This window comes from Mycolicibacterium monacense (assembly GCF_010731575.1).
GTDB lineage: Bacteria > Actinomycetota > Actinomycetes > Mycobacteriales > Mycobacteriaceae > Mycobacterium > Mycobacterium monacense.
In genome coordinates this window covers 4,531,312-4,553,670 of record NZ_AP022617.1, presented here as the reverse complement: position 1 = coordinate 4,553,670, position 22,359 = coordinate 4,531,312, and the positions used below count along the sequence as shown (strand labels likewise).

At 68.1% G+C, this 22,359-nt stretch carries 23 protein-coding genes and 1 pseudogene; 6 read left to right on the top strand and 18 right to left on the bottom strand.

Annotated elements, in window-relative coordinates; translation table 11 throughout:
- Positions 1–4: 4 nt before the first annotated feature.
- The 8 genes from G6N49_RS21815 to G6N49_RS21780 form a co-directional block, all read right to left on the bottom strand.
- Positions 5–625 (bottom strand): Dabb family protein, encoded by a 621-nt coding sequence (locus G6N49_RS21815; protein ID WP_011557739.1) that lies wholly within the window; start codon positions 623–625, stop codon positions 5–7.
- Positions 618–959 (bottom strand): hypothetical protein, encoded by a 342-nt coding sequence (locus G6N49_RS21810; protein ID WP_064874533.1) that lies wholly within the window; start codon positions 957–959, stop codon positions 618–620. Before G6N49_RS21810 ends, G6N49_RS21815 begins: the two co-directional genes overlap by 8 nt.
- A complete protein-coding gene (locus G6N49_RS21805) occupies positions 952–1,884 on the bottom strand; it encodes a LipP1 family hormone-sensitive lipase (RefSeq protein WP_064874535.1) in 933 nt (310 codons plus the stop codon). Before G6N49_RS21805 ends, G6N49_RS21810 begins: the two co-directional genes overlap by 8 nt.
- Positions 1,881–2,741, bottom strand: coding sequence for an IclR family transcriptional regulator (locus G6N49_RS21800; protein ID WP_011768019.1), 861 nt, complete (start codon positions 2,739–2,741; stop codon positions 1,881–1,883). Before G6N49_RS21800 ends, G6N49_RS21805 begins: the two co-directional genes overlap by 4 nt.
- Before the next feature lie 173 nt (positions 2,742–2,914).
- Complete coding sequence (locus G6N49_RS21795; protein ID WP_083044558.1) at positions 2,915–4,378, bottom strand: FAD-dependent oxidoreductase; 1,464 nt, start codon at positions 4,376–4,378, stop codon at positions 2,915–2,917.
- A complete protein-coding gene (gene bphC / locus G6N49_RS21790; RefSeq protein WP_011854343.1) occupies positions 4,375–5,283 on the bottom strand; it encodes a biphenyl-2,3-diol 1,2-dioxygenase in 909 nt (302 codons plus the stop codon). Before bphC ends, G6N49_RS21795 begins: the two co-directional genes overlap by 4 nt.
- Positions 5,284–5,298: 15 nt before the next feature.
- The gene (locus G6N49_RS21785; RefSeq protein ID WP_011854344.1) at positions 5,299–6,480 is read right to left on the bottom strand and encodes an acyl-CoA dehydrogenase family protein; all 1,182 of its coding nucleotides are present in this window, start codon (positions 6,478–6,480) and stop codon (positions 5,299–5,301) included.
- Positions 6,481–6,569: 89 nt separating this feature from the next.
- Positions 6,570–7,589: a ferredoxin--NADP reductase gene (locus G6N49_RS21780; RefSeq protein WP_064875121.1), complete on the bottom strand. Its 1,020-nt coding sequence runs from the start codon at positions 7,587–7,589 to the stop codon at positions 6,570–6,572.
- A 90-nt stretch (positions 7,590–7,679) separates the two neighbouring features.
- On the opposite strand from G6N49_RS21780, the gene G6N49_RS21775 reads away from it, so the two are divergent.
- Positions 7,680–9,302: a flavin-containing monooxygenase gene (locus G6N49_RS21775; RefSeq protein ID WP_083044559.1), complete on the top strand. Its 1,623-nt coding sequence runs from the start codon at positions 7,680–7,682 to the stop codon at positions 9,300–9,302.
- Positions 9,303–9,392: 90 nt separating this feature from the next.
- On the opposite strand, the gene G6N49_RS21770 is transcribed toward G6N49_RS21775, so the two are convergent.
- Entirely contained in the window at positions 9,393–10,250 is an 858-nt protein-coding gene (locus G6N49_RS21770) for an alpha/beta fold hydrolase (RefSeq protein ID WP_011854347.1), read from the bottom strand.
- A 34-nt stretch (positions 10,251–10,284) separates the two neighbouring features.
- Positions 10,285–10,890, bottom strand: a complete 606-nt coding sequence (locus G6N49_RS21765) for a TetR/AcrR family transcriptional regulator (RefSeq protein WP_083044560.1) — start codon at positions 10,888–10,890, stop codon at positions 10,285–10,287.
- Between the two features lie 50 nt (positions 10,891–10,940).
- Between G6N49_RS21765 and G6N49_RS21760 the strand changes: the two genes are divergently transcribed.
- On the top strand, positions 10,941–12,314 hold the full coding sequence (locus tag G6N49_RS21760; RefSeq protein ID WP_011854349.1) for an MFS transporter: 1,374 nt from the start codon (positions 10,941–10,943) through the stop codon (positions 12,312–12,314).
- Here the strand turns inward: G6N49_RS21760 and G6N49_RS21755 are convergent.
- Entirely contained in the window at positions 12,311–13,150 is an 840-nt protein-coding gene (locus tag G6N49_RS21755) for an SDR family oxidoreductase (RefSeq protein WP_011557753.1), read from the bottom strand. The genes G6N49_RS21760 and G6N49_RS21755 overlap by 4 nt on opposite strands.
- A 97-nt stretch (positions 13,151–13,247) precedes the next feature.
- Here G6N49_RS21755 and G6N49_RS21750 point away from each other — a divergent pair.
- Both G6N49_RS21750 and G6N49_RS21745 read left to right on the top strand, forming a co-directional pair.
- Positions 13,248–13,538, top strand: a pseudogene (locus G6N49_RS21750) (hypothetical protein); the annotation flags it as partial.
- Positions 13,539–13,617: 79 nt separating this feature from the next.
- Positions 13,618–14,514 (top strand): universal stress protein, encoded by an 897-nt coding sequence (locus G6N49_RS21745; protein WP_083044562.1) that lies wholly within the window; start codon positions 13,618–13,620, stop codon positions 14,512–14,514.
- Between the two features lie 60 nt (positions 14,515–14,574).
- Here the strand turns inward: G6N49_RS21745 and G6N49_RS21740 are convergent, their stop codons facing one another.
- The 3 genes from G6N49_RS21740 to G6N49_RS21730 form a co-directional block, all read right to left on the bottom strand.
- Positions 14,575–15,495 (bottom strand): TIGR03619 family F420-dependent LLM class oxidoreductase, encoded by a 921-nt coding sequence (locus G6N49_RS21740; protein ID WP_083044563.1) that lies wholly within the window; start codon positions 15,493–15,495, stop codon positions 14,575–14,577.
- A 28-nt stretch (positions 15,496–15,523) separates the two neighbouring features.
- On the bottom strand, positions 15,524–16,363 hold the full coding sequence (locus G6N49_RS21735; RefSeq protein WP_011557757.1) for a mycofactocin-coupled SDR family oxidoreductase: 840 nt from the start codon (positions 16,361–16,363) through the stop codon (positions 15,524–15,526).
- A gap of 79 nt (positions 16,364–16,442) precedes the next feature.
- Positions 16,443–17,030, bottom strand: a complete 588-nt coding sequence (locus G6N49_RS21730; protein ID WP_083044564.1) for a TetR/AcrR family transcriptional regulator — start codon at positions 17,028–17,030, stop codon at positions 16,443–16,445.
- Between the two features lie 112 nt (positions 17,031–17,142).
- On the opposite strand from G6N49_RS21730, the gene G6N49_RS21725 reads away from it, so the two are divergent.
- On the top strand, positions 17,143–18,420 hold the full coding sequence (locus G6N49_RS21725) for a cytochrome P450 (RefSeq protein WP_011854353.1): 1,278 nt from the start codon (positions 17,143–17,145) through the stop codon (positions 18,418–18,420).
- On the opposite strand, the gene G6N49_RS21720 is transcribed toward G6N49_RS21725, so the two are convergent.
- The 3 genes from G6N49_RS21720 to G6N49_RS21710 are packed head-to-tail and all read right to left on the bottom strand — an operon-like array spanning position 18,417 to position 20,846.
- Positions 18,417–19,226, bottom strand: coding sequence for a carboxymuconolactone decarboxylase family protein (locus G6N49_RS21720; RefSeq protein ID WP_011557760.1), 810 nt, complete (start codon positions 19,224–19,226; stop codon positions 18,417–18,419). The two genes, G6N49_RS21725 and G6N49_RS21720, sit on opposite strands and share 4 nt — an antisense overlap.
- On the bottom strand, positions 19,210–20,019 hold the full coding sequence (locus G6N49_RS21715) for a mycofactocin-coupled SDR family oxidoreductase (RefSeq protein ID WP_011557761.1): 810 nt from the start codon (positions 20,017–20,019) through the stop codon (positions 19,210–19,212). The genes G6N49_RS21720 and G6N49_RS21715 overlap by 17 nt, the downstream gene beginning before the upstream one ends.
- Entirely contained in the window at positions 20,016–20,846 is an 831-nt protein-coding gene (locus tag G6N49_RS21710; RefSeq protein WP_083044565.1) for a mycofactocin-coupled SDR family oxidoreductase, read from the bottom strand. Before G6N49_RS21710 ends, G6N49_RS21715 begins: the two co-directional genes overlap by 4 nt.
- Positions 20,847–20,933: 87 nt before the next feature.
- On the opposite strand from G6N49_RS21710, the gene G6N49_RS21705 reads away from it, so the two are divergent.
- Positions 20,934–21,542: a TetR/AcrR family transcriptional regulator gene (locus G6N49_RS21705; protein WP_083044566.1), complete on the top strand. Its 609-nt coding sequence runs from the start codon at positions 20,934–20,936 to the stop codon at positions 21,540–21,542.
- Here G6N49_RS21705 and G6N49_RS21700 read toward each other — a convergent pair.
- Positions 21,507–22,196, bottom strand: a complete 690-nt coding sequence (locus tag G6N49_RS21700) for a DUF899 domain-containing protein (RefSeq protein WP_083044567.1) — start codon at positions 22,194–22,196, stop codon at positions 21,507–21,509. The genes G6N49_RS21705 and G6N49_RS21700 overlap by 36 nt on opposite strands.
- Positions 22,197–22,359 lie beyond the last annotated feature (163 nt).

Genomic DNA, 22,359 nt, shown 5'->3' with positions numbered 1-22,359 from the left:
GGCTTCAGGCGTGCACCACCGCGTCGTTGCGGCAGAAGCTGTGGCACACCCGATCCCGCACGATCATGTCCGGACACTCCGGATCGAACCACCGGTCGACGTACGCCCAGTGAATCGGATGCATGAGGTACGGGCCCATCAACCCGTCGACATCGGTGAACTCCTGCTCGAACACATGCGTCCACGTCGACGTGCCGATGGCGTCCTCGACCCGGCTCAGCTGCCACGAGTGGATGGTCCGCACGTAGCGGGGGAGTAGCCGCAAATCGTCCTCGAATCGGCGGACGGTCGCCTCATCGGTCCCGGGACGTACGCGCAGCAGCAATGCCCGATAGACGGTGGCGATCCCGTCGGCGCCGGGGGTGGATGAGCCGCTGTAGGTGGCGCCGTTGACGTGCCGGACGGCATTGCGGTCCAGCAGTTCGTCGAGCTTCGTCACGGCGTCGGCACGCGCGTGCCGGTCGGAGAACCGCAACCGCACGAGGATGTCGCCGCCGTTGCGTACCCCGGGCAGCGTCGGTTCGACGAGCGTCCACTCGGCGCCGAAGGTGCTTCGGCGCAACGTGTCCAGAACGTCGTCGCGCTCCGACTCGTCCACGTCGAGCAGGCGGATGACGCTATACATCGCAGAGTCCGTCCACGTCGGCGGCATCGGCGGCCACCTCCCGGCTGCGTTCGGTGACGAGTTGGTCGATCCCGGTCCACCATTCGCCGATCGAAGGGTCGGGTCGGCCTTGCCACGTCATCTCCCACCATGCCCTGGCGCTGGGCAGCGACCAGGTCACGGTGACGGTGTTCGGCTGGTCCTCGAACCAGATCGGCGGGCTCACCAGCACCCGCTGCAGCGTCATCCCGCGTTGCCGCGCCCCGGGCGCGTATCCGGTGAGATAGGCGTCGACGAACTCGCGGGTGCGTCCGGGCCGGGTGACCACCCGGTCGGTCACGAAAACCTCAGCCACCGGCGGGAACTCCCGTCAGCAGAGCGACGGCATCCTGGCACAGCTGCGCGCGGGCGGTCTGCGCGAGTTCGAGGCTCGGCATGGTCATGAAGCCGTGGATGCCACCGTCGAAACGGCGCACCACCGTGGGCACCCCGGCCGCGGACAGCGCCTCACCGAATCGCACACCCTCGTCCCGGAGCGGATCGTGGCCGGCGATCACCACGACAGCAGGCGGCAGCCCGCTCAGATCGGCGTGCAGCGGCGACACATAGGGGTGCGTGCGGTCGAAGTCGTTGGGTACGTACTGATCCCAGTACCACCGCAGCGCCTCGGCCGGGTTGTAGTACCCGGACCCGAACAACCGGTACGACTCGGTGGTGAAATCGGGGGTGACCATCGGGTAGACGAGCAACTGGGCGACCAGCGAAGGCCCGCCGCGGTCCCGGGCGATCAGGGCGGTGACCGCGGCCAGATTGCCTCCGGCGCTGTCACCGCCGACCGCGATACGTCCGGGATCGGCGCCCAGTGCGGTGCAGTTGTCCGCCACCCACCGCGTGACCGCGTACACGTCCTCGGCCGCGGCCGGCCACGGATGCTCGGGAGCCAGTCGGTAGTCGACCGAAACGACAATGGCGGCAGTCTGATTGGCGATGTCGCGGCACAGCCCGTCGTGGCTGTCGAGGTCGCAGAACACGAAACCGCCGCCGTGGGCGTAGACCAGGACGGGCAGGGGTCCGGCACCGGCGGGATGGTAAATCCGTATCGGGATCTCACCCACGCTGCGGTCCTCGACCGCGGCGACCGGCTCGGGTTCGGCGGGGGCGATGAACCGGGAGCGGATCGTGGCCCGTGCCTGCGCGCCGGTCATGGTCTGCACCGGTGGGAAGCCGCGGTCCAGCCCCTCGATGAGGTCGGCGATCTGCGGGTCGAGCGCCCCGGTCATGCGAGCTGCAGGGCGGTCGACTCGTGGGCCGGACGCGGCGTGGGGCCGCTGCGCAGTGGCCGCACCTGCTGCAGGGTCGGCGCGACGCGCTGCGGCCCGCCTTCGACGTTGCGCCACACGCCCATCGCGGTCATCCGGACCGGCGCGGCGAGACGTTGGTCGAAGACCATGCGGCCCATCGGCCCGCACACGGACAGCGCCGCGACGGCTTCGCCGGGTGCGCCGATCGGCGCTGCGACACAGCCGAACCCGGGTAGCGACTCCTCGCGGTCGAAGGCGACACCGTGGGCGCGGGTCTTGGCGAGTTCGTTCGCCAGCTGGGCGGCGCTGCCGATGGAGTACTTGGTCCGGCGATTGTCGAGGTCGACGTCGTCGCACGCATCCGCGTTGTAGGCGAGCAGCGCCTTGCCGATCGCGGTGCAGTGCGCGGGCTGGCGGCCGCCGACCCGGCTGGGGAGTGCGGCCACCATCCGGTCGCCGATCTTCTCGAGGTAGACCACGTCGGCGCCGTCCAGGACGGCGAGGTGCACCACCAGACCCGTCGCGCGGTGCAGATCGTGCAGCAGCGGCGTCGCCGCCCGGTGCAGCCGGTCCTGGTGTACGGCCAGCGACCCGAGTTCGACCAACCGCATGCCCAGCTCGTAGTCGCGGCCGTTGCGGCGCAGCCAGCGCAGTTGCACGAGGCGTTCGAGCATGCGGTGCGCCGACGACCGGGGCAGCCCCGTGCGCCGGACGATCTGGGCCAGCGTCAGCCGGCCGGGGCCGTCGAAGGCATCGAGCACCAGCGAGACCCGGTCGATGACCGCGCTGGGGGTGGATTCCGGGCTGACTGGAGCCAGTCCTGGTTGGACCGTCATGGCGCCTCCTGGGGCTGAAGTGAAGATCAGGCATATTCCTATTAGGAATATGCCTGTTTGTATCACAACCGAGTGGGCTGTGTCACTTGGATCTTGAAACTGGATTCAGCCCACATTCGGCCACGCCGATATGGCCGTGACCCGGCTGGGTCACGGCCATGGTCCGGAGGCGATCAGCCCTTCGCGGCGGCGCGTCCTGCCCGGCGGCCGTAGAAACTGCCGTCGCCCAAGGAGATTCCGCTGGCGTATCCCCAGGCGGCCAGGCCGGCGGTCGAGCGGCCCGCGGCGAACAGCCCGGGGATCGGCTCCCCGTCGACGTGCAGCACCTCCCCGTCCAGCGAGGTCTGTAGGCCGCCCAGGGTGAATCCCCCGGTGCTCTCGCGCAGATCGATCGCCCCGACCGGGGACCCGACCGGACGCAGCCACTGCGGTTTCTTGTGCAGCAGTGGATCTTCCCCGCGCGCCGCGCCGTCGTTGTAGGCGGCAATCGTGGTCTGCAGCGATCCGGGTGCCAGTCCGATCTCGGCCTCGAGTTCGGCGACGGTCTCGCACACCCACGTCGGCGGCCGCATCATGAGCTGAGGCGACAGCGAGGCCATCGCCTCCTCCTGCGCGTCGCCGTCGATGATCAGGTACGCGGTGTTGTTCTGGTGGTACAGCGTGAGTTGCCCGACCCGGCCGGGATAGGTGTCCTCGGCGACGAACCGCTGGCCCCGCTCGTTGACCAGGACACCGCGCACCAACTGCTGCGGGTCGATGAAGATCGCGACCTCGGTGGCGTCCATGTGCGCCAGATCGGCGCCGAGCGCCTGGGCCATCCGGATCGCCTGACCGTCGTGCTGTTCGATCGACGCCGCGGGACGTCCCGCGATCCGCGGGGCGTACTGAGCCACCATCGCGTCGTTGTAGGCGAAGCTGCCGGTGGCCAGCACCACCCCGCGGCGCGCGCGGATCGTGACGTCGGTGCCGTACTGGCGGGCGCACATGCCGGTCACCCGGCCGTCGGCCTCGACCACCAGGCGCTGGACCCGCACGTCGTACAGCGCGCGGGCGCCGGCCGCGGTCGCGGTCTCGACGAGCGGTTTCATCAGCATGTAGCCGGCGCTCGCCTCACCCTGCTTCTTGTCCGACATCTGCGGGACGTGTCCGCGAGGGGCCGGCGTGGCGATGGTGTTGAACGGATACGAGTTCTCCCCGCCGCTGTACATCAGGCCCTGGTCGCCCATCGGCTCCCAGCCCGGTTCGCCGAAGAACTCGGCCTTGAACGGGACCCCGCATTCGACCAGCCAGTCGAAGTGCGCGACGCTGCCCTCGCAGTAGTCGGCGATCCGGCGGTCATCTGCACCGGGGCCCATGGCCGCGTTCAGGAACGCCGCCATGTTGTCGACCGAATCCTCGAAGCCGCAGGCTTTTTGAATCGGTGTCCCGCCGCCGAGGTAGATGAACCCGCCGGCCATCGAGGCCGCTCCGCCCCACGAACCGGTTCGTTCGAGCACCAGCACGTCGGCGTCCGCGTGTGCGGCCTCGACCGCCGCGGCGGCACCGGCGACGCCGTACCCGGCGATCACCACGTCGGCCTCGTGGTCCCAGGAGGTGACCGACGAGGCGGGGACGGGCCGGACGTCGTCGGCCGTCACGGGCGCATCGCCGCGGGGAGGTCACCCACCCACTGGTGGCCCCAGTAGCTGTCGGCGGTGATCTCCTCAGCGGTGTAATAGGTTTCGTCGACCCGCATCCCCTCGGTGCCGAATTCGATGTCCCAGTCGCCGGGTGCGCGGACGTAGAACGACACCATCTTGTCGTTGGTGTGCCGGCCCAGTGTCGAGGACAGCTGGTATCCGTCGGCGGCCACCCGGTCCAGCGCCTGGCCGACGGCGTCGAGGCTGTCCACCTCCACCATCAGGTGCACCAGACCGGGATCACGCACGGTCGACGCGGGGCAGATCGCCAGGCTGTGGTGGCGTTCGTTGATGCCGAGGAAGCGCACCCGAACCGGGCCGAACTCGGGCGGTACGGGAACGCGGAACGCCCCGCGGGACCGGAAGCCCAGCACCCCGGTGTAGAACTCGAAGACCCCGTTCACGTCCAGTGCGGGCAGCACCACATGGCCGAGACCCTGTGCGCCGGTGACGAATCGGGCTCCGAACGGCGTCACGACGGGGCTGTGGTCGAGCACCGCCCCGTGGAACACCTCCAGTGCGGTGCCCGCGGGATCCTCGAACGCGATGACCTCCTCGACCCTGCGGGCGTCGGCCTCTTCGAGCGAGAGCTGTTTGAACGGCGTCCCTGCCGCATCCAGGTCGCGCTTGACCTGTTCGAGCGCCGCATGGTCGCGCACCTCCCAGCCCACGGTGACGATCCGGTCGGTGTCACCGGGGCGCACGATGATGCGGGCGGCCCGCTCGTCCATCCGCAGATAGAGACACGAGTCGTCGGGTCCGCTGCCCTCGGCGAAACCCAGAACCTGGAAGGCGAAGTGCCGCCACCGGTCGATGTCGGCGGTCTGCACGGTGACGTAGCCGAGGCTCTTCAACACTGTCATCTGTCGTCTCCCTGCTCAGATCATTGCCCGCAACGCGCCCTGGGGGTCGACGCCCAGTGAGCTCAGCGCGGAGGCGTGGTAGATGGTGCCGGGCGTGTGGATCGCGTGCGCCACCCCGGCGTGCGCGTCACGCCAATACCGTTGCAGCGGTTTGTCCATGCGCAGTGCGTTACCGCCCGAGCGGGCGAAGATCTGATCGACGGCGGTCACGGCCCGCCATACCGCCTTGATCTGGTCACGGCGCACCGCGGCGCGGTCGGCGAAGGTCACTTCCGTCCCGGTGTCGACCATGTCGAAGATCCGGTCGACGTTGGCGAGCAGCGCCTGGCGCGAGGCCTGGATGTCGGCGGCGGCCTCACCGATCGCGTACATCACATACGGGTCGTCCTTGACGGCGACGCCGCTGGCGTTGACCCGTTCGCGTTGGTAGTCCAGATGTGCGGCGAGTGCACCCTCGCAGATGCCGATGGTCGCCGAGCTGATGCCGAGCGGGAACATCGTCGACCACGGCATCTTGTAGAGCGTCTTGGTCATCCCCGCCTCGACCTGGGCGGAGCCGTCCATCACCTTCAGCCCGTCCATGGTGCGGTAGGCGGGGACGAACGCATCGCGCACGACGACGTCCTTGGAACCGGTGCCCCGCAGTCCGACGACGTCCCACGAATCGTCGACGATCTCGTAGTCGCTGCGCGGCAGGATCATGTGCAGGATCTGCGGTGGCATCACCGGCCGGCCGTCGGCGTCACCGACCATGGCGCCCAGGATGATCCAGTCACACGCGTCGGTGCCCGAGCTGAACTGCCAGCGCCCGTTGAACAGGTAGCCGCCGTCGACGGGTTTGGCCACACCCTGCGGGGCGTACGGCGACGCGATCCAGGTGTCGACGTCCGTCGCCCACACCTCCTGCGCGACCTTCGGATCGGCGTACGCCAGCTGGTACGGGTGCACGCCCACCACACCGTTGACCCACCCCGCCGCCGGATCGAGCGCCGCGGTGGCCATCACGGTCTCGGCGAACTCGCGCGGGTGGACCTCGTAACCGCCGTACTCCTCGGGCTGCAGGAGCCGGATGTTGCCGACCGCCTTCATGTTCTTGACCGTGGTGTCCGAGAGCTTGCCGATCCTCTCGGCCTCGACGGCCTGCTCTCTGAACTGGTCGGCCAGTTCCATCACCCGGTCGATAACCCGCTCGGTCATGAGGCGTCCTTTTCTCGTGAGGCTGTCTTCGATGGTCTACCGCGATCGTCTGCCGCTCGTGGGCGAATCCCGGTGAATGGAAAAGCGCGTCAGAACTCGATGTGCACGTCGTCGGACGCAGGGGTGGCCTGACAGCCGAGGATCGTGCCTGCCTCGATGTCCTCGGGTTCGAGGATGTCGGTATCAGGCATGTCCACCCGGCCGCTGCGCAGGGTGGCGGCACACGATCCGCACTGTCCTTCGCGGCACGAGTACGGCACGTCGAGGCCCGCGGCGATCATCGTGTCCACGAGCGTGGACTGCCGCGGCCACCTGAGGCCGTGCTGCCGGCCGTCGAGGTCGACCCGCAGGTCGGCGCCGTCCTCGGTGGTGGTGTCGACCGGGGCGACCTCGGCGAACGGGTCACCGGTCAGTGATCGGAAGACCTCGGTGTGGACGGCGTCGCGGGCCACACCCGCATCGGCCAGCGCGCCCTGCACCGCGGCCATGAACGGGGCGGGTCCGCAGAGGTACGCCTCGCCACCGGCGAAGCGCCGCGCCAGGGCCGCGAGCTGCTCCCGTCCGGGCAGGCCCTGCACGGATTCCAGCCAGTGCGCGACCGTGAACCGGTCGGGGTGGCGGGCGACCAGCCCACGCAGTTCGGCGGCGAAGATCACCGACCGCTCGTCGCGGTTGGCGTAGACGAGGGTGACCCGTCCGCGGCCCACCGCGAGTGCGGACTTGAGGATCGACATGACCGGTGTGATGCCGCTGCCGCCGGCCCACAGCACCAGATCGCGGTCCAGGTCGGCAGGGGTGAACGTCCCCGACGGCGGCAGGGACTCGATCACGTGACCCGCGACCACGTTGTCGCACAACCAGTTCGACCCGTATCCGCCGTCGACGCGTTTGATCGTCACCTTGGGTGCGGCGTCGGTGTGCGGGGAGCTGGCCAACGAATAACAGCGGGCCACCGCACCCCCGTCCGTCCCCGGCACCCGCAACGTCAGGAACTGACCGGGCCGGTAGTCGAGGCCGGCGGCCTCGGCGAAGACCAACGACCGGGCATCGTGGCTCTCCTCGATCACGTCGGTGACGATGAGCTGTACGGAATCCACGTCGGCGATCATGGGGGCGCACCGTGCGCAGCAGTAACGCGGCGTCCGTTGACCGGGACGGACCCCTCCGCACGCCGGCCGCGCACGCCTACCTTGATCGTCGTGGACACCTCGGCTGATCAGCTACCCGACCACGTCGATGCGGTGGTCGTCGGCGCCGGTTTCGCGGGGCTCTACGCACTGCACAAGCTGCGCTCGCAGGGGCTGACCGTCCGGGTGTTCGAGGCCGCCCCCGATGTCGGCGGCACCTGGTACTTCAACCGGTACCCCGGAGCCCGGTGCGACGTCGAGAGCGTCGACTACTGCTACTCGTTCTCCGATGAGCTGCAGCAGGAGTGGAACTGGAGCGAGAAGTACGCCACCCAGGCGGAGATCCTCCGCTACATCAACTGGGTGGCCGACAAACTCGACCTCAGATCAGGTGTCACGTTCAACACGAAGGTCACCTCCGCGGTCCTCGACGAGGACACGCTGCGCTGGACGGTCACCACCGACACCGGCACGGTGGTGAACGCCCGGTTCGCCATCATGGCGACCGGTCCGCTCTCGGCGGCGCTCACACCGCAGTTCCCCGGCCTCGACACCTTCGCGGGCGAGATCTACCACACCGCGGACTGGCCGCACGAGGACGTCGACTTCACCGGCAAGCGGGTCGCCGTCATCGGCACCGGGTCGTCGGGCATCCAGTCGATCCCGATCATCGCCGAACAGGCCGCGCAGCTCCACGTCTTCCAGCGGACCCCGAATTACAGTGTGCCGGCCGGTAATCGGCCGTTGACCGACGACGACATCGCGACGGTCAAGGCCACCTACGACGAGCGGCGACGACTGTCGTGGCGCAGCGGCGGCGGCTCACCGCACATCGCCCACCCGAAGCTGACGATGGAGGCCTCACCCGAGGAGCGCAGGGCGGCGTTCGAGCGGCGGTGGGAACTCGGCGGCGTGCTGTTCTCGAAGACCTTCAGCGACCAGATGATCGACCCGCGGGCCAACGAAGAGGCCCGCAAGTTCTACGAGGAGAAGATCCGGGCGGTCATCGACGACCCCGAGGTCGCCGACCTGCTGATCCCGAACGACCACCCGATCGGTACGAAGCGGATCTGCACAGACACCAACTACTTCCAGACCTTCAACCGGCCCAACGTCGAGTTGATCAGCGTCCGCAAGACCCCGATCGAATCGGTCGACCCGGGTGGGATCAACACCTCGGACGCGCACTACGACGTCGACGTCATCGTGCTGGCAACGGGATTCGACGCGATGACCGGCGCGCTGGCCAAGATGGACATCGTCGGTCGGGGCGGTGAGACACTCGCCGACGACTGGCGGGACGGTCCGAGGACCTACCTCGGGCTCGGTGTCGACGGGTTCCCCAACCTGTTCATCGTGTCCGGTCCCGGCGCGCCGGCGGTGCTGGCCAACATGGTGCTGCACGCCGAGGCGCACGTGAACTGGATCTCCGACTGCATCGACTACCTCGACAGCCACGGCTGTGCGGCCATCGAAGCCACCCCGCAGGCTGTCGACGACTGGGCCGCCGAACTCTCACGGCGGGCCGAGGCGACGTTGTTCACGCAGGCGAACTCGTGGTATCTGGGCGCCAACGTGCCGGGTAAACCGCGGGTGTTCATGCTCTTCATCGGGGGGTTCGGGGTCTACCTCGACATCTGCGCCGAGGTCGCCGACGCCGGATACAAGGGCTTCGAGCTGCTCAAGGCGCCGTAGCGCAAGCCGTCTCGGCCGCGAGCAGACACAGAATCGCGTGGCGGGCGGGCGAATGAGGCGATTCTCTGTCTGCTCGCGGGACGGAGCGGGTCATTCCCGCAACAGGAAAGACAGCACCGCTGCCTCGAACGCCGCCTTGGCCTCGATCATCGCCCAGTGCCCGCAGTTCGGGAACACGTGCAGTTCGGCGTTGGGGATGGTCCGCATCGGGATCAGTGCCATGTCCAGGGGGCTGACCCGGTCGTCGCGGCCCCAGGTGAGCAGCGTCGGGGCGGCGACCTTGTGCATCTGCGCCCACGGCAGCGGGGCGTCCGATGTGCGCATGAACGCCATCATCTGGGCGAAGGCCGCCTTACCGTACATGCGGCGCGCGGCGGCAAGCGTCTCCGGATCGGTTGCCAGTTCCCAACGCTCGGCGATCAGTTCCTCGGTCACCAGCGCCTCGTCGTAGACCATCGACCGCAGCCAGTCGACCAGCCGCTGACGGGTCGGGTCCTCGGTGAACTCCTGCAGCAGGCGGATGCCCTCGCTGGGCCCAGGGCTGAACACGTTGGTGCCGATACCGCCGATGGTGACCAGTCGCCGAAGCCGGTCCGGATGGTGGATGGCGAAGTTGACACCGACACCGCCACCCATCGAGTTGCCGACGATGTCCACGCGGTCCACCCCGAGGCCGTCGAGGAACGGCGCCACCGCCCCCTGCGCGTCGATCATCGGATGACCGCCCGCGTCGTCACTGACCCCGAATCCGGGGAATTCGAGGATGAGACAACGGAAGTGCGCGCTGAACGCAGGCAGGACACCGCGGAAGTTTCGCCATCCCGTGACGCCCGGGCCGGAACCGTGCAGGAACAGCACCGTCGGCCCGGCCCCGGTGTCGTAGTACCGCAGGGTGCCCGACGGCGTGGTCAGTTCCTGCAGCGGCAACTGGTCTGACGTCGCGGTCATGTACGGCTCCTCGTTTGGTGTGACGGGTCGGCGCTCAGACTGCCCGAAGGCCGGCGCTGGGGAGGCCTTCCTCGGCATCGTGTCGGGCGATCACCGCGATGGTCCTGGCCAGCCGCTCCCGCGAACCGTCGGCCGTGGCGCGGTGCTGGGCCACCGCCAGCATGGACGACGCCCAGATGTCGGCGACCAGGTCACCGATGTGCCGTTGACGGACCGTCGGGAGTTCGCGGCCCATCGCCGACGTGAGCATCTGACTCAGGCTGTTGCGCACCCGATCGGCGTTGGCCGCCGCGACACTCTCCGCGCACAGGTACGCGCGGGTGAGGGCATCGGCGAGAAGCGGTTCGGCCCAGAGTCGTTGGGTGATGAAGTCGGCGACGTACAGCAGCCGGTCATACGGCTCGGCGATCCTGTCCAACGGCGCCCGGGCGTCGGTCTCACACGCCGAGAGCCACCGGTGCAACGAGGCGACCAGCAGGTCGTCCTTCGAGGCGAAGTGCTGGTAGACGGTGCTCGGCGCGACACCGGCCAGTTCGGCGACCGTCCGGATGTGCACGGCGTCGTAACCGTCGGCGGCCAGATGCAAGGCAGCTGCGACGACCCTGTCTCGACGGGTCACGGCCGTGATCGTGCTGTCCACCGCTGCAGGCTAGAGCCGTCCGGCGGACGTGCACAGCGTTCTCTCGATGAATGGGATTCCGGCCCACAGGAGCACCGGCGAACGCGAAGATCGGGGACATGGACGAGACGGCAACTCCTGATCCGGCGTTGCTGCGCCGGGTCGCGATTTCCAGTCTGCTGGGCACCGCGATCGAGTACTACGACTTTCTCGTCTACGGGACGATGAGCGCGCTCGTGTTCGGGATCATCTTCTTCCCCGAATCGGATCCCGCGGTGGCCACCATCGCCGCGTTCGGCACGCTCGCCGCGGGTTACGTCGCCCGGCCGGTCGGCGGAATCCTGTTCGGACACTTCGGTGACCGGATCGGCCGCAAATCGATGCTGGTGCTGACGATGACCCTGATGGGCGTCGCGAGCTTCCTCGTCGGCGTGCTGCCCACGTTCGCCGCGATCGGGGTCGCGGCACCGATCCTGCTGGTGGCACTGCGCGTGATCCAGGGGGTGGCGATCGGAGGAGAATGGGGCGGAGCCACCCTGATGGTCACCGAGCACGCCGAACCGCACCGCCGCGGGGCCTGGAACGGTGTCATGCAGATGGGTTCGCCGATCGGCTCGCTGCTGTCGGTGGCCGTCGTCACCGCCATCACCCTGATGCCGGACGAGTCGTTCATGTCGTGGGGTTGGCGGGTGCCGTTCCTGGTCAGCCTGCTGCTGCTCGGCCTCGGGATCTACGTGCGGTTGTCCATCACGGAAAGCCCGGTGTTCGAGCAGGCGAAACGGGCCGACGACCGCCCGCAGGGCCCCCCGCTCGTCGAGGTGCTGCGCCGCCCCGGGAACCTGGTCCTCGCCTGCGCCGTCGGGATCGGGCCGTTCGCGCTCACGGCGTTGATCAGCACCTACATGATCAGCTACGCGACGGCGATCGGGTACCACCGCACGGACGTGATGACCGCGCTGATCTTCACGTCGACGACGGCGCTGATCACCATTCCGCTCTTCTCGGCCCTGTCGGATCGGGTGGGGCGGCGGGCGGTGATCGTCACCGGGGCGATCGGCATCGTCTGCTACGCATGGCCGTTCTACGCACTCGTCGACATGGGTTCGGTTCCGCTGCTCACCGTCGCGATGGTGATCGCGCAGGTGCTGCAGTCGCTGATGTACGCCCCGCTGGGCGCGCTGTTCTCCGAGATGTTCGGTACGCGGGTGCGCTACACCGGCGCCTCGATGGGCTACCAGTTCGCCGCCCTGTTGGGCGCCGGCTTCACACCGTTGATCGCCAGCAGCCTGTTGGCAGAAGGGGTCTCGCGAACTCCATTGGTGGTACTGGCCGCGGGTTGCGGTGTGGTGACCATCGTCGCGATCTGGCGCGTCAGCGAGACGCGGGGCGCCGACCTCACCGACGCGGGGAGGCTACCCCGCGGAGCGGCGGCGGCCGATCGCTAGTTGCGGAACCGCTTCAGGTAGGACACCAGTCGGCGCGCGGGCACCGGTTTCGGCCAGTCGTCGGTGCGGAAGTGGGCGTCGGTGCCACCGTCGACGAAGATGACGCTCCCGCAGAGGAAGTCGGCGGCATCAGACAGCATGAACCGGATCCAGTCCGCGAGCTGACCGGCGTCGCCGAAACCGCCCACCGGAACCGGGAACCGCTGCACCGCCTTGGCCTGCTGCTTCGACGCCAACTGCTCTTCGAGCAGCGGGGTCATGATCGCACCGGGTGCCAGCGCGTTGAGCCGGATCCCCGCACCTGCCCACTCCGGTCGGATCGCGTGGCGCCGCACCCAGCGGCTGACCGCGATCTTGGAGGCCGCGTAGATGAGCGCCGAGCCGACCGGCCCGAACAGGCGGACCGCGCGGACCGCCTTGTCGACGTCGCCGGCGAGCAGCGCCTTCACCGCGCGCTTGGGCACCAACGGGGTGGTGGTGGTCGAATTACTCGACACCACAACCACTTTCGCGTTGCCCGCGGACGCCAACGCCGGTCGCCACCCGTCCAGGAGTTCGACGACCCCGCGGTAGTTCACCTCGGCGATCAGCCGGAGTCGGCCCTTGCCACTGCCCGGCCCGATGCCCGCGGCGAGCACCGCGCCGTCGAGGTGACCGCCCGCGGCGCTGACCACCTGCGAGACCGCCCGCGCCCGCCCGTCCGGTGTGGACAGGTCGGCGACCACGTCGGCCTCCTTGACATCCACACCGATCACGCGGTGACCGTCGGCCCGCAACCGTTCGGCGGTCGCACGGCCCATTCCCGACGCCGATCCCGTGACGGCATAGGTGCCCATGTCGAGCCCTCCCAAATGTCGCTGTGGCAACGACTGTGGCACACGCGGTGTCCGAAGGCCGCCTCGGGCCACCCCGGCCGGAATCTAGACTCACCGGATGGCGGAACCGCCCACCACCGAGGACGGCCACCACGTCGTGGTCAACGGACGTAAGTGGCGCGCCACCGACCCGTCGATCCCCGCCGACCGCAGGGCGGAGTTGACCCGCATCCTGATGTCCTGGCGAAGGGAGGTCCGCCGCACCAAGGGCACCGACCAGGAGCGGGCGGCCCGGGCCGGTGTGCAGGCGGCCAAGGTGGCGCTGGGGGAGCGCGGAACGCCGCCGTGGTGGGAGCAGACCGACGAGCAGCGCCGGGCCCGCTGGCAGGCCGACGTGCCCGCGCCGGGAGGGCCGCTACCGCCCGAGGCGCCGGTGAGGGAGCATCGTGGGGATCACCCGCATCCGGGTAACGGTGAAAGGACCGAACATGCCTGAGAACACCTCCGCCGTGGTCGTCGGCATCGACGGCAGCGACAGCGCCCTGCAGGCCGCGCGGTGGGCCGGTGCGGTGGCCGCCACCTGCGGCGCGCCGCTGCACATCCTGCACGGCATGCCCAGCCTCGGCCGCAACCTGACCGAGACGGCCGCGGCCATCCAGGCGGCGATCATGTCCTACCAGCGCGACTCCGCGCTGATCTTCCTGCGTGCGGCGGCGGACGCCGTCCACGAGGACCGGCCCGACCTCTCGGTGACCACCGAGGCCAGCGAGACACCGGTGGACGAGGCGCTCATCGAAGCCAGCGCCACGGCCCGCCTGATCGTGCTCGGCGGTCAGGACGTCACCGGCGCGGCCGCACTGATCCTGGGCTCGACGACCCTGCGGGTGGCGACCCACGCCGACTGCCCCGCCGTCGCCTTCCGCGGTGACGATGTCACCGTGTCCGACAAGCCGATCGTCGTCGGCGTCGACAACACCGCCGCCGGCGCCGGGGTGCTCGCGACAGCATTCGACTTCGCAGATGCGATGAAGGTCAAGCTCATCGTCGTGCGGTCCTGGACGACCCGCGCGCCGGCCGGTGACGTCACCATTCCGTTCCTGATCGACTGGGAAGCGCTGGAAGCCGCCGAGTGGGCGGCGTTGACCGAACTCGTCGACGGCTGGCGTCAGCGCTATCCCGATGTCGACGCGGAGTGCGTGGTGGAGACGATGTCCCCGGCCCGGGCGCTGCTGAGCCACGCCACCGGCGCGCAACTGGTGGTGGTGGGCAGCCGGGGGCGAAACGCGTTGGCCGGGCTGGTATTAGGATCCACCAGCATGAACCTGCTGCACCACAGCCAGGTTCCGGTGATGGTGACGCGGGCGCACGCCCCAGAAGCAGATTGACGTTGACGGCCGAGATCACGCTCGAGGGGCGGCGGGTTCTCGCTCGCGCTGTGACACCCGCTAGGGCACTTGGGGTTTGATCTCCTCGACCACCCACTGGGCGTAGTCGAGGTATTCGTCGACGCCGCTGACCGGAGGTAACGGGACGGCGCTGACGGTCACGCCCTGTTCGCCGAGCCAGCAGAGGCGGTCCACGATCTCGGCCGCGTTCATCCCCGGGCGGCCGTGGGGGTCGTCACGGGCGACGTGCCCTTCACCGACGCGGGTGGTGCCCAGTCCGTGGACGACGTCGAAGGTCCGACCGTCGTACCCGGGTTGGGATTTGATGAACTCGAGACGTTCGGCGATCTTCTCGGGCGGGGTGAGAAACGACCACCAACCCGATGCGAACTTCGCCGCCCGGCGCAGCGCCGCGTCGGCGTCACCGCCGATCCAGACCGGCAGATGCGGTTTCTGCACCGGCTTGGGCTCGAAGGCGACGTCGTCGAACGACACGTATCTACCCTGGAAGCTCGGCGAGTCACTCGTCCACAGTTCGACGATCGCGGCCAGGTATTCGTCCGCCATCCGGCCGCGTTCGTGAAATGGCACCCCGAGTAGCTCGAATTCCTTTTCCAGCCAACCCACCCCGAACGTCACCATCATCCTGCCGCCGCTCATCCAGTCCGCGGTCGCCAGCGCCTTGGCGAGGACGATCGGATGCTGCAGCGGCAGCACCGTGATGCAGGAGTTGAGCCGGATGCGTTCGGTCGCACCGGCGAGGTAGGCCTGCGCCACCGTGGATTGCAGATAGTGCGGACCGGACAGTTCGACGTGGTCGTTGGGGATCACGAAATGTTCGGGAACGGCGATCATGTCGTAGCCCCACGCGTCGGCGCACTTGGCCATCCGGGTCTGATCGGCCCCGGTGACCGCGGCCTCCCACGGCTGCGTCATCGCCTTGAGCCGCAGCATGTGGGGCAGGTTGAAGACGAGTTTCACACGGGACTCCTGTGTCCGGCGGCACGCGCTACTTGAGCATGCTACCGGCGTCGACGGTGACGGGTAGCCCGGTGACGTAACGGGATTCGTCGGAGGCGAGGAACAACACGGCGTTGCTGATGTCGATCGGCTCGACCCAGCCCACGGGCAGCACGTGCATGAACTGCGCTGCCACGGCGAGGTCGTCGACCCCGGGGTTCTCCAGATCGGGCCGGAACAGCTTCTTCGTCCCCTCGTTCATGAACAGCGGGGTGTTGACGTTGGTGGGGCACACCGCGTTGACCCGGATCGAATGCTGCCCCAACTCGACCGCGAAGGTCCGCATCAACCCGATCACGCCGTGCTTGGCCGCGATGTAGTGGCCGGTGTGCGGATACGCCTTGAGCCCGCCCACCGAGCTGGTGAGGATGATCGATCCGCCGCGGCCTCCCGAGAGCAGATGCGGCACAGCGGCTTTGACCGTTTTCCAGACGCCGGACAGGTTGACGTCGATCATGTCACGCCAGTCGTCCTCGCTGGTCTTGTCCAGGGTCTGGCCCCCGTTGCCGATCCCGGCGTTCGCCACCACGATGTCGAGCCGGCCGAGTTGCTCGACGCCGCTGCGGACGACCGCGTCGAGCGCATCGAAATCGCGGACGTCGACCTCGGCGGTGACGATCCGGCGGTTCAGTCCCTTGACCAGATCCGCGGTCTGGGCGAGGTCGTCGGGTGTGGCGGGCGGGATGTCGGTGTGGCTGCTGATCGGACCGCACACATCCACGGCGATGATGTCGGCGCCCTCCTCGGCGAGCCGCACCGCATGACTGCGGCCCTGACCGCGTGCGGCACCCGTGATGAACGCGACCTTGCCGTCGACTCGCCCGCCCATATCGCCTACCTTCCCTCGCTTTGTCGCCCGATCAATTCTGATCGATCGATCAGGAGCGTGACACTGTGGGCGCGGCTTGTCAACCGTCCTGGCCTGCCGTCAACCGGTCCAGCAGGCGCTCCATGAACGCGCGGAACTCGTCGTGTCCCAACGTGACACCGACCGCGCTCTCGTTGCACAGGCTCCGGGCGGTCTGGGCGATGAGCATCGACACCGCGGTGGGCGGATACTCCTGCAGGTCGACACCGCGGGCGCGAAGCGCGACGGCGACGGCCGCCGTCTCGATGTCCCTGACCCGCTCGGCGTAGGACTTGAGTTCGGCGCGGATCGCCTTGCGGTGGTTGGCCAGTGCCATGAACTCGGTGTTGAGCCCCGTCAGGCGCAAGTCACTGTTCATCGTCCACAGCGTGTGCAGCGGTTCGTCGGCGGTGAGCGCTTCGCGCATGCGTTCCAGTGAGGCTTCCGCGCCGGCCCGCAGGACTTCCACGTAGAGGTCGTCCATGGTGGGGAAGTAGTAGTAGACCAGCGCCTGTTTGACGCCCGCCTCGGCGGCCACCCGGCGCGACGTCGCAGCGGCGTAACCCTCTTCACGCATGATCTTCGCCGTCGCCTCGATGAGCCGCTGCCGGGCCGAGATGTCCGCCTTGGGTTTCCGGGGAGCCGACATCAGTGGACCTCGACTCGTGGATCGCTTGACCCCCCGCGAGACGGCGTGATAGGCATGGCGCATTCTATCAGCCTGATCGATCGATCAGGATGCAGCGAAGGAACCGAGCTCCATGACCGATCTCGCCTCAGTCGACTTCTTCTCCGACCCGGACATCAGCCAGAATCCCTACGGGTACTGGGATGCCCTCCGCGAGCAGGGCCCGGTCGTGCGGGAACCCCACCACGGAGTGGTGGCGGTGACCGGATATCAGGAGGTGCTCGCGGCGTTCCGGGACCACGACCACTTCTCGGCGGTCAATGCGATCGGCGGACCCTTCCCGCCCCTGCCGTTCGAACCGCAGGGCGACGACATCACCGAGCAGATCGAGGCGCACCGGCACCTCTTCCCGATCCACGAGCACATGGTGGTGATGGATCCGCCCGCCCACGAGCGGGCGCGGTCGCTGCTCAGCAGGCTCCTCACGCCGCGGCGGCTCAAGGAGAACGAGGACTTCATGTGGCAGCTGGTCGATCAGCAGATCGACCAGATCATCGGTAACGGCCGATGCGAGTTCCTCTCGGAGTACGCCAAACCCTTCGCGACGTCGGCGATCATCGACCTGCTCGGCGTACCCGAGGACGACCGCCCCGAGTTCCTCGCCGCCCTGGGCGCGGAGACGCGCCAGGGCACCCGGGTGGGTGCGCTCGACGGCGAATCCGTGGGATTGGACCCCCTGCAGTATCTCGACGACAAGTTCGCCGGGTATCTGGCCGATCGGCGCCGTGAGCCGCGGGACGACGTGCTGTCGGGGATGGCGACCGCGACCTACCCGGACGGTTCCACCCCCGAACTGATGGAGGTCGTGAAACCGGCGACGTTCCTGTTCGCCGCGGGTCAGGAGACCGTCACCAAACTGCTCAGCGCCGCCGTCCAGACACTGGGCGACCGCCCGGAATACCAGGACCTCCTGCGCGAGGATCCCCGTCGGATACCGACGTTCATCGAGGAGGCGCTACGGATGCACGCGCCGACCAAGGTCGACTTCCGGCTGGTCCGCAAGACCACCACGCTCGGGGATGTGCACCTGCCGGCAGGCACCATCGTGATGCTCTGCCTCGGCGCCGCCAACCGGGATCCCCTGAAGTTCGACGACCCCCATGAGTTCCGTCCGGACCGCAAGAACGTCCGGGAGCACCTCGCCTTCGGCCGGGGTATCCACACGTGTGCGGGCGCACCGCTGGCACGCGTGGAGGGCGTTGTCACCGTGCGCCGTCTGTTGGATCGGCTGCGCGACATCGGCATCGACGAGAGCGTGCACGGCCCGGCCCGGCGCCGCAACTATGTGTACGAGCCGACCTTCCTGCTGCGCGGGCTCACCAGCCTGCACATCGAGTTCACGCCGGCCTAACCGGTGTCGGCCCACTCGGCGGTGACCCGCTGCTTCTGTTCACGAATGGCCTCGGCCAGGTGGGCCGCCTTGGGCCAGCCGTAGTGCGCCGCGAAATGCAGTGCCAGTTCATCCATCTCGTCGAAGGACAGATCGCGGCTCTTGAGCGCGGCATACACGTGGCTCACGATCGGGTACGGCGCATCCTGGAACCCCACGCAGGTGACGGTGATCAACCGGCGTTCCCTCATCCCCAGGCCGGGCCGCAGCCACACCTCGCCGAAAACGAAGTTCAGGATGCCCGCCCCGGAGAAAGGGTTGTCGCGTGTCGGCGCGAACGCCAGACAGTTGACGTCCTTGAAGGCCTGCTCACCGACGGCGAGCCGGTCCTCGGGATCGCTGGGCGTGGTCAGCGGCAGCAGAGGTTCGGGCGACGGCAGCTGGTGGCCGCGCTCAGCGTGGATGCGTTCCCAGAGTTCGTCGACGATCATGTTGAACCGGGAGGCCTTCGGCCATCCGGCGTATACAGCGAAATGCAATACCATTTCCTGCATTTCGGCGATCGTCACGTCCCCGCTGCTGAGGGCGGCGTAGACATGGTCGCGAAGCGGCGTCTCGGCGTCGGCGGCGGCCACGCAGGCCAGCGTGATGAAGCGCCGGTCGCGACGGCTCAGCACCGGGCGCTGCCACACCTCGGCGAAGACGAAATCGTACAACCGCGCCATGGCGGAGGAATGCGGTTCGGGCGCCGCGACACCCATCACATCGGTGTATGCGTGCCGCACCCGTTCGTAGGCATCGGCGTTCGTCTCAGCGGAGTGTGACACCGGCGTCCACCTTGAACTCCAGACCCGTGACGTACCGGGACTCGTCGGATATGAGGAACAGCACCGCATTGCTGATGTCGACCGCGTCGGCCATGACGACCGGCAGCGCGTTGAGGAACAGCGGGACCAGATCCGGCCGGGATTCCAGCACGCCGCGCAATGAATCCGGTCGCATCCCGGTCTCGACGCCGGTCGGATGCACGGTGTTGACCCGGATGCTTTTGGCGGCAAGCTCATTGGCCAGCGCGCGCGTCATGCCGACGACACCGTGTTTCGAGGCCGTGTACGGCGTGTGCAGCGGCGTGCCCTTCACGCCTGCGGCCGAGCTGATGTTGACGAGGCTGCCGCCGTGCTCGAGGAGGTGTGGAATCGCCGCGGCGCAGGTGTTCCACGTACCGATCAGGTTGACGTCGACCACCGCGCGCCACTGTTCGGAGGTGGTGGTGTCCCATGTACCGACGGTGAGCACACCGGCGTTGGCGACCGCGGCGTCGAGACCGCCCAGCTGCGCCACCCCGTCGTCCACCGCAGCCGCCAGCGCCGCGCCGTCCCGCACGTCGACGACGTGGGTGACCACGCGGGCACCGTGCGTCTCGGCCAGTCGTCCGGTCTCGTCGAGTTCTTCCGCAGTGGCAAGCGGGTATTCGAGTTCAGGCAGTGACCGGCAGATGTCGACGAGGATCAGATCGGCGCCCTCTTCGGCCAACCGGACGGCGTGGCTGCGCCCCATCCCTCGTGCGGCCCCGGTGACGACGACCCGCTTACCGGCGACCCGTCCGTTGCGCTCGTTCACAGCTTGTTGCAGAAGCCGGCGTCGACAGGGAAGGTGACCCCGGTGACGTGTTTGGCCTCGTCGGAGACGAGATAGGCGATCGCGCTGCTGATCTCCTCCGGCTCGAGCAGTTGCACCGGCATCGGATTCTGCAGATGCGGACCGCCGTCGGGATAGTTCTCGAGGAACGCGGTCATCGCGGGATTCACCGCCATCATCGTGTTGACCGCGGTCGGATGGACGGTGTTGACCCGGATACGGTGCGGTGCAAGCGCATTGGCCAGGGTTCGCATCAGCCCGACGATTCCGTGTTTGGAGGCCGCATAGCCCAGGCCGCCGCCCTGCAGTCCGCCGAAACCGCGCAGGCCCGCGGTCGAACTGGTGAACACGATGGACCCGCCGCGTTGACCGGCGATCAGATGGGGGATGGCGGCCTTCGCGGTGTGGAAGGAACCCACCAGGTTGACGTCGACGACGTCGTTCCACATCTCGAGGTCTTCCTCGATCGTCAGTTCGCGGAAGGCCATCGTCGCGATACCGGCGTTGGCGCAGACGATGTCGAGGCGGCCGAAGTGTTCGACGCCGGCGTCCAACGCCGTTCTGAGCGCGTGGAAGTCGCGAACGTCGGCGACAGATCCCAGCATTTTTCCACCCTGGGCCTCCACCAGCGCGACAGTCTCGTCGAGCTCGTCGCGGGTGGCCATCGGATACCCGTTCGACTCGATGTCGGCGCAGATGTCGACGCCGATGATGTCGGCGCCGTCGGCCGCCAGGCGTACCGCATGGCTGCGGCCCTGCCCTCGGGCGGCACCGGTGATGAACGCGACTTTTCCGTCCAGGGAACCCATGATCCTCGCTTCGTCGACACAGTGAGTAACCGCGTTACTGTGAGCAGACGGTAACCTAGTTACTCAGCTGTCGGCAAGGGGGTGAGGATGGGTGAACCGGGGGACCGGAGTGATGACCGGTTGCTCGCCGTCGTGGTGGAGATCCTCGACACCGACGGATACGACGCAGTGCAACTGCGGGAAGTCGCGCGCCGCGCCCGCGTCTCGTTGAGCACGATCTACAAGCGCTATGCCACCCGCGACGAGCTGATCCTCGCCGCGCTGGAGGCGTGGATGGAGGACAACCGGTACTCCGGGGTCGTCCCACATCCCAAGGCGGCGGACGCCTCGCTCCACGAAGCGTTGATGGACCTGTTCCGCACCATCTTCGAACCGTGGGAACAGCACCCGGGCATGCTGACGGCGTACTACCGCGCGCGGTCATCGCCGAGTGGGCAGACCTTGTTGCAGCGCGGCCTCGATGTCGTGGTTCCGGCCGGTCTCGAGTTGCTCGCCGAGGTCGACGAATCGTTCATCGACGACCTCAACGCCGTCGTGTCGAGCGTGGTGTACGGGCTGCTGGGTCGCTTCTCCACCGGGGAGATCGCGATCACCGAGATACTCCCGACGCTCGACCGTGCCGTGTACTGGCTGACGACGGGTTACGAAGCGGCGAAAGGCTCAGTGGCTGCCGTACATACGCGCGATGTCCGGTGAGTCCAGCCATCCCGAATAGGTGGGCCGCTGCGGCCATCCGTCGGGGGAGTCCTGCCATTCCTCCTGGCGCCCCCATGGCAGGAGGTCGATCAGCGCGAACGTGTGGCTGAGCTGTTCGGTGCCGCGGCCGTTGGTGTGCCAGGTGCGGAAGACCGCATCGCCGTCTCGGAGGAAGACATTCACGCCGAACCCACCGCCGGGCGGTGCATCGACGTCGGCGCCGAACGAACTCTCCGACGACGAGTACCACTCCATCTTGTTACCGACCTTGTCCTTGTAGGCCAGGGCCTCCTCGATGGGTCCGTTCGTGACGATGACGAACCTCGCGTCGTAGTTGTCGAGGAATTCGAGCCGGGTGAACTGCGACGTGAAGCCGGTGCATCCGCCGCACTGCCACTCCTGGCCGTCGGTCCACATGTGGTTGTAGGTGATCAGCTGCGACCGCCCCTTGAACACGTCGGCGAGCCGGACGGGGCCCTCCGCGCCGATCAGCGTGTAGTCGGGCATCCGCACCATGGGCAGGCGCCTGCGTTGTGCGGCGATCGCATCCAGTTCGCGGGTCGCTGCCTTCTCGCGCCGGCGCAGATCCTCCAGCGCGGCGCGCCAGGTCTGTTGGTCGACTTCGGGCGGCAGCCCGGTGATTCCAGTGGTCATCGCGTCATCCCGTCGTGGTCGTACGAGTTGTTCACGGGTACTGACTCAGTGTGCGCGCGAAAGTCATCGCCGCGCTTCGATATCTTGGCGCACGCTCGCGGACTGTTCGAAACCTCTTTCGTCACAGTGGTTTCCATAGTCACATCGCTGGCGGTTTTGTCGG

Bases quoted from the DNA above. Each gene is read 5' to 3' on its own strand.
- G6N49_RS21780 (WP_064875121.1), bottom strand. From the start codon at position 7,589: ATGATCGCCGACGTGGATTCCGTACAGCTCATCGTCACCGACGTGATC.
- G6N49_RS21735 (WP_011557757.1), bottom strand. From the start codon at position 16,363: ATGGGCGGGCGAGTCGACGGCAAGGTCGCGTTCATCACGGGTGCCGCA.
- G6N49_RS21725 (WP_011854353.1), top strand. From the start codon at position 17,143: ATGACCGATCTCGCCTCAGTCGACTTCTTCTCCGACCCGGACATCAGC.
- bphC (WP_011854343.1), bottom strand. From the start codon at position 5,283: ATGACAGTGTTGAAGAGCCTCGGCTACGTCACCGTGCAGACCGCCGAC.
- G6N49_RS21785 (WP_011854344.1), bottom strand. From the start codon at position 6,480: ATGACCGAGCGGGTTATCGACCGGGTGATGGAACTGGCCGACCAGTTC.
- G6N49_RS21710 (WP_083044565.1), bottom strand. From the start codon at position 20,846: ATGGGTTCCCTGGACGGAAAAGTCGCGTTCATCACCGGTGCCGCCCGA.
- G6N49_RS21745 (WP_083044562.1), top strand. From the start codon at position 13,618: ATGCCTGAGAACACCTCCGCCGTGGTCGTCGGCATCGACGGCAGCGAC.
- G6N49_RS21705 (WP_083044566.1), top strand. From the start codon at position 20,934: ATGGGTGAACCGGGGGACCGGAGTGATGACCGGTTGCTCGCCGTCGTG.
- G6N49_RS21805 (WP_064874535.1), bottom strand. From the start codon at position 1,884: ATGACCGGGGCGCTCGACCCGCAGATCGCCGACCTCATCGAGGGGCTG.
- G6N49_RS21700 (WP_083044567.1), bottom strand. From the start codon at position 22,196: ATGACCACTGGAATCACCGGGCTGCCGCCCGAAGTCGACCAACAGACC.
- G6N49_RS21800 (WP_011768019.1), bottom strand. From the start codon at position 2,741: ATGACGGTCCAACCAGGACTGGCTCCAGTCAGCCCGGAATCCACCCCC.
- G6N49_RS21770 (WP_011854347.1), bottom strand. From the start codon at position 10,250: ATGACCGCGACGTCAGACCAGTTGCCGCTGCAGGAACTGACCACGCCG.
- G6N49_RS21815 (WP_011557739.1), bottom strand. From the start codon at position 625: ATGTATAGCGTCATCCGCCTGCTCGACGTGGACGAGTCGGAGCGCGAC.
- G6N49_RS21755 (WP_011557753.1), bottom strand. From the start codon at position 13,150: ATGGGCACCTATGCCGTCACGGGATCGGCGTCGGGAATGGGCCGTGCG.
- G6N49_RS21760 (WP_011854349.1), top strand. From the start codon at position 10,941: ATGGGATTCCGGCCCACAGGAGCACCGGCGAACGCGAAGATCGGGGAC.
- G6N49_RS21730 (WP_083044564.1), bottom strand. From the start codon at position 17,030: ATGTCGGCTCCCCGGAAACCCAAGGCGGACATCTCGGCCCGGCAGCGG.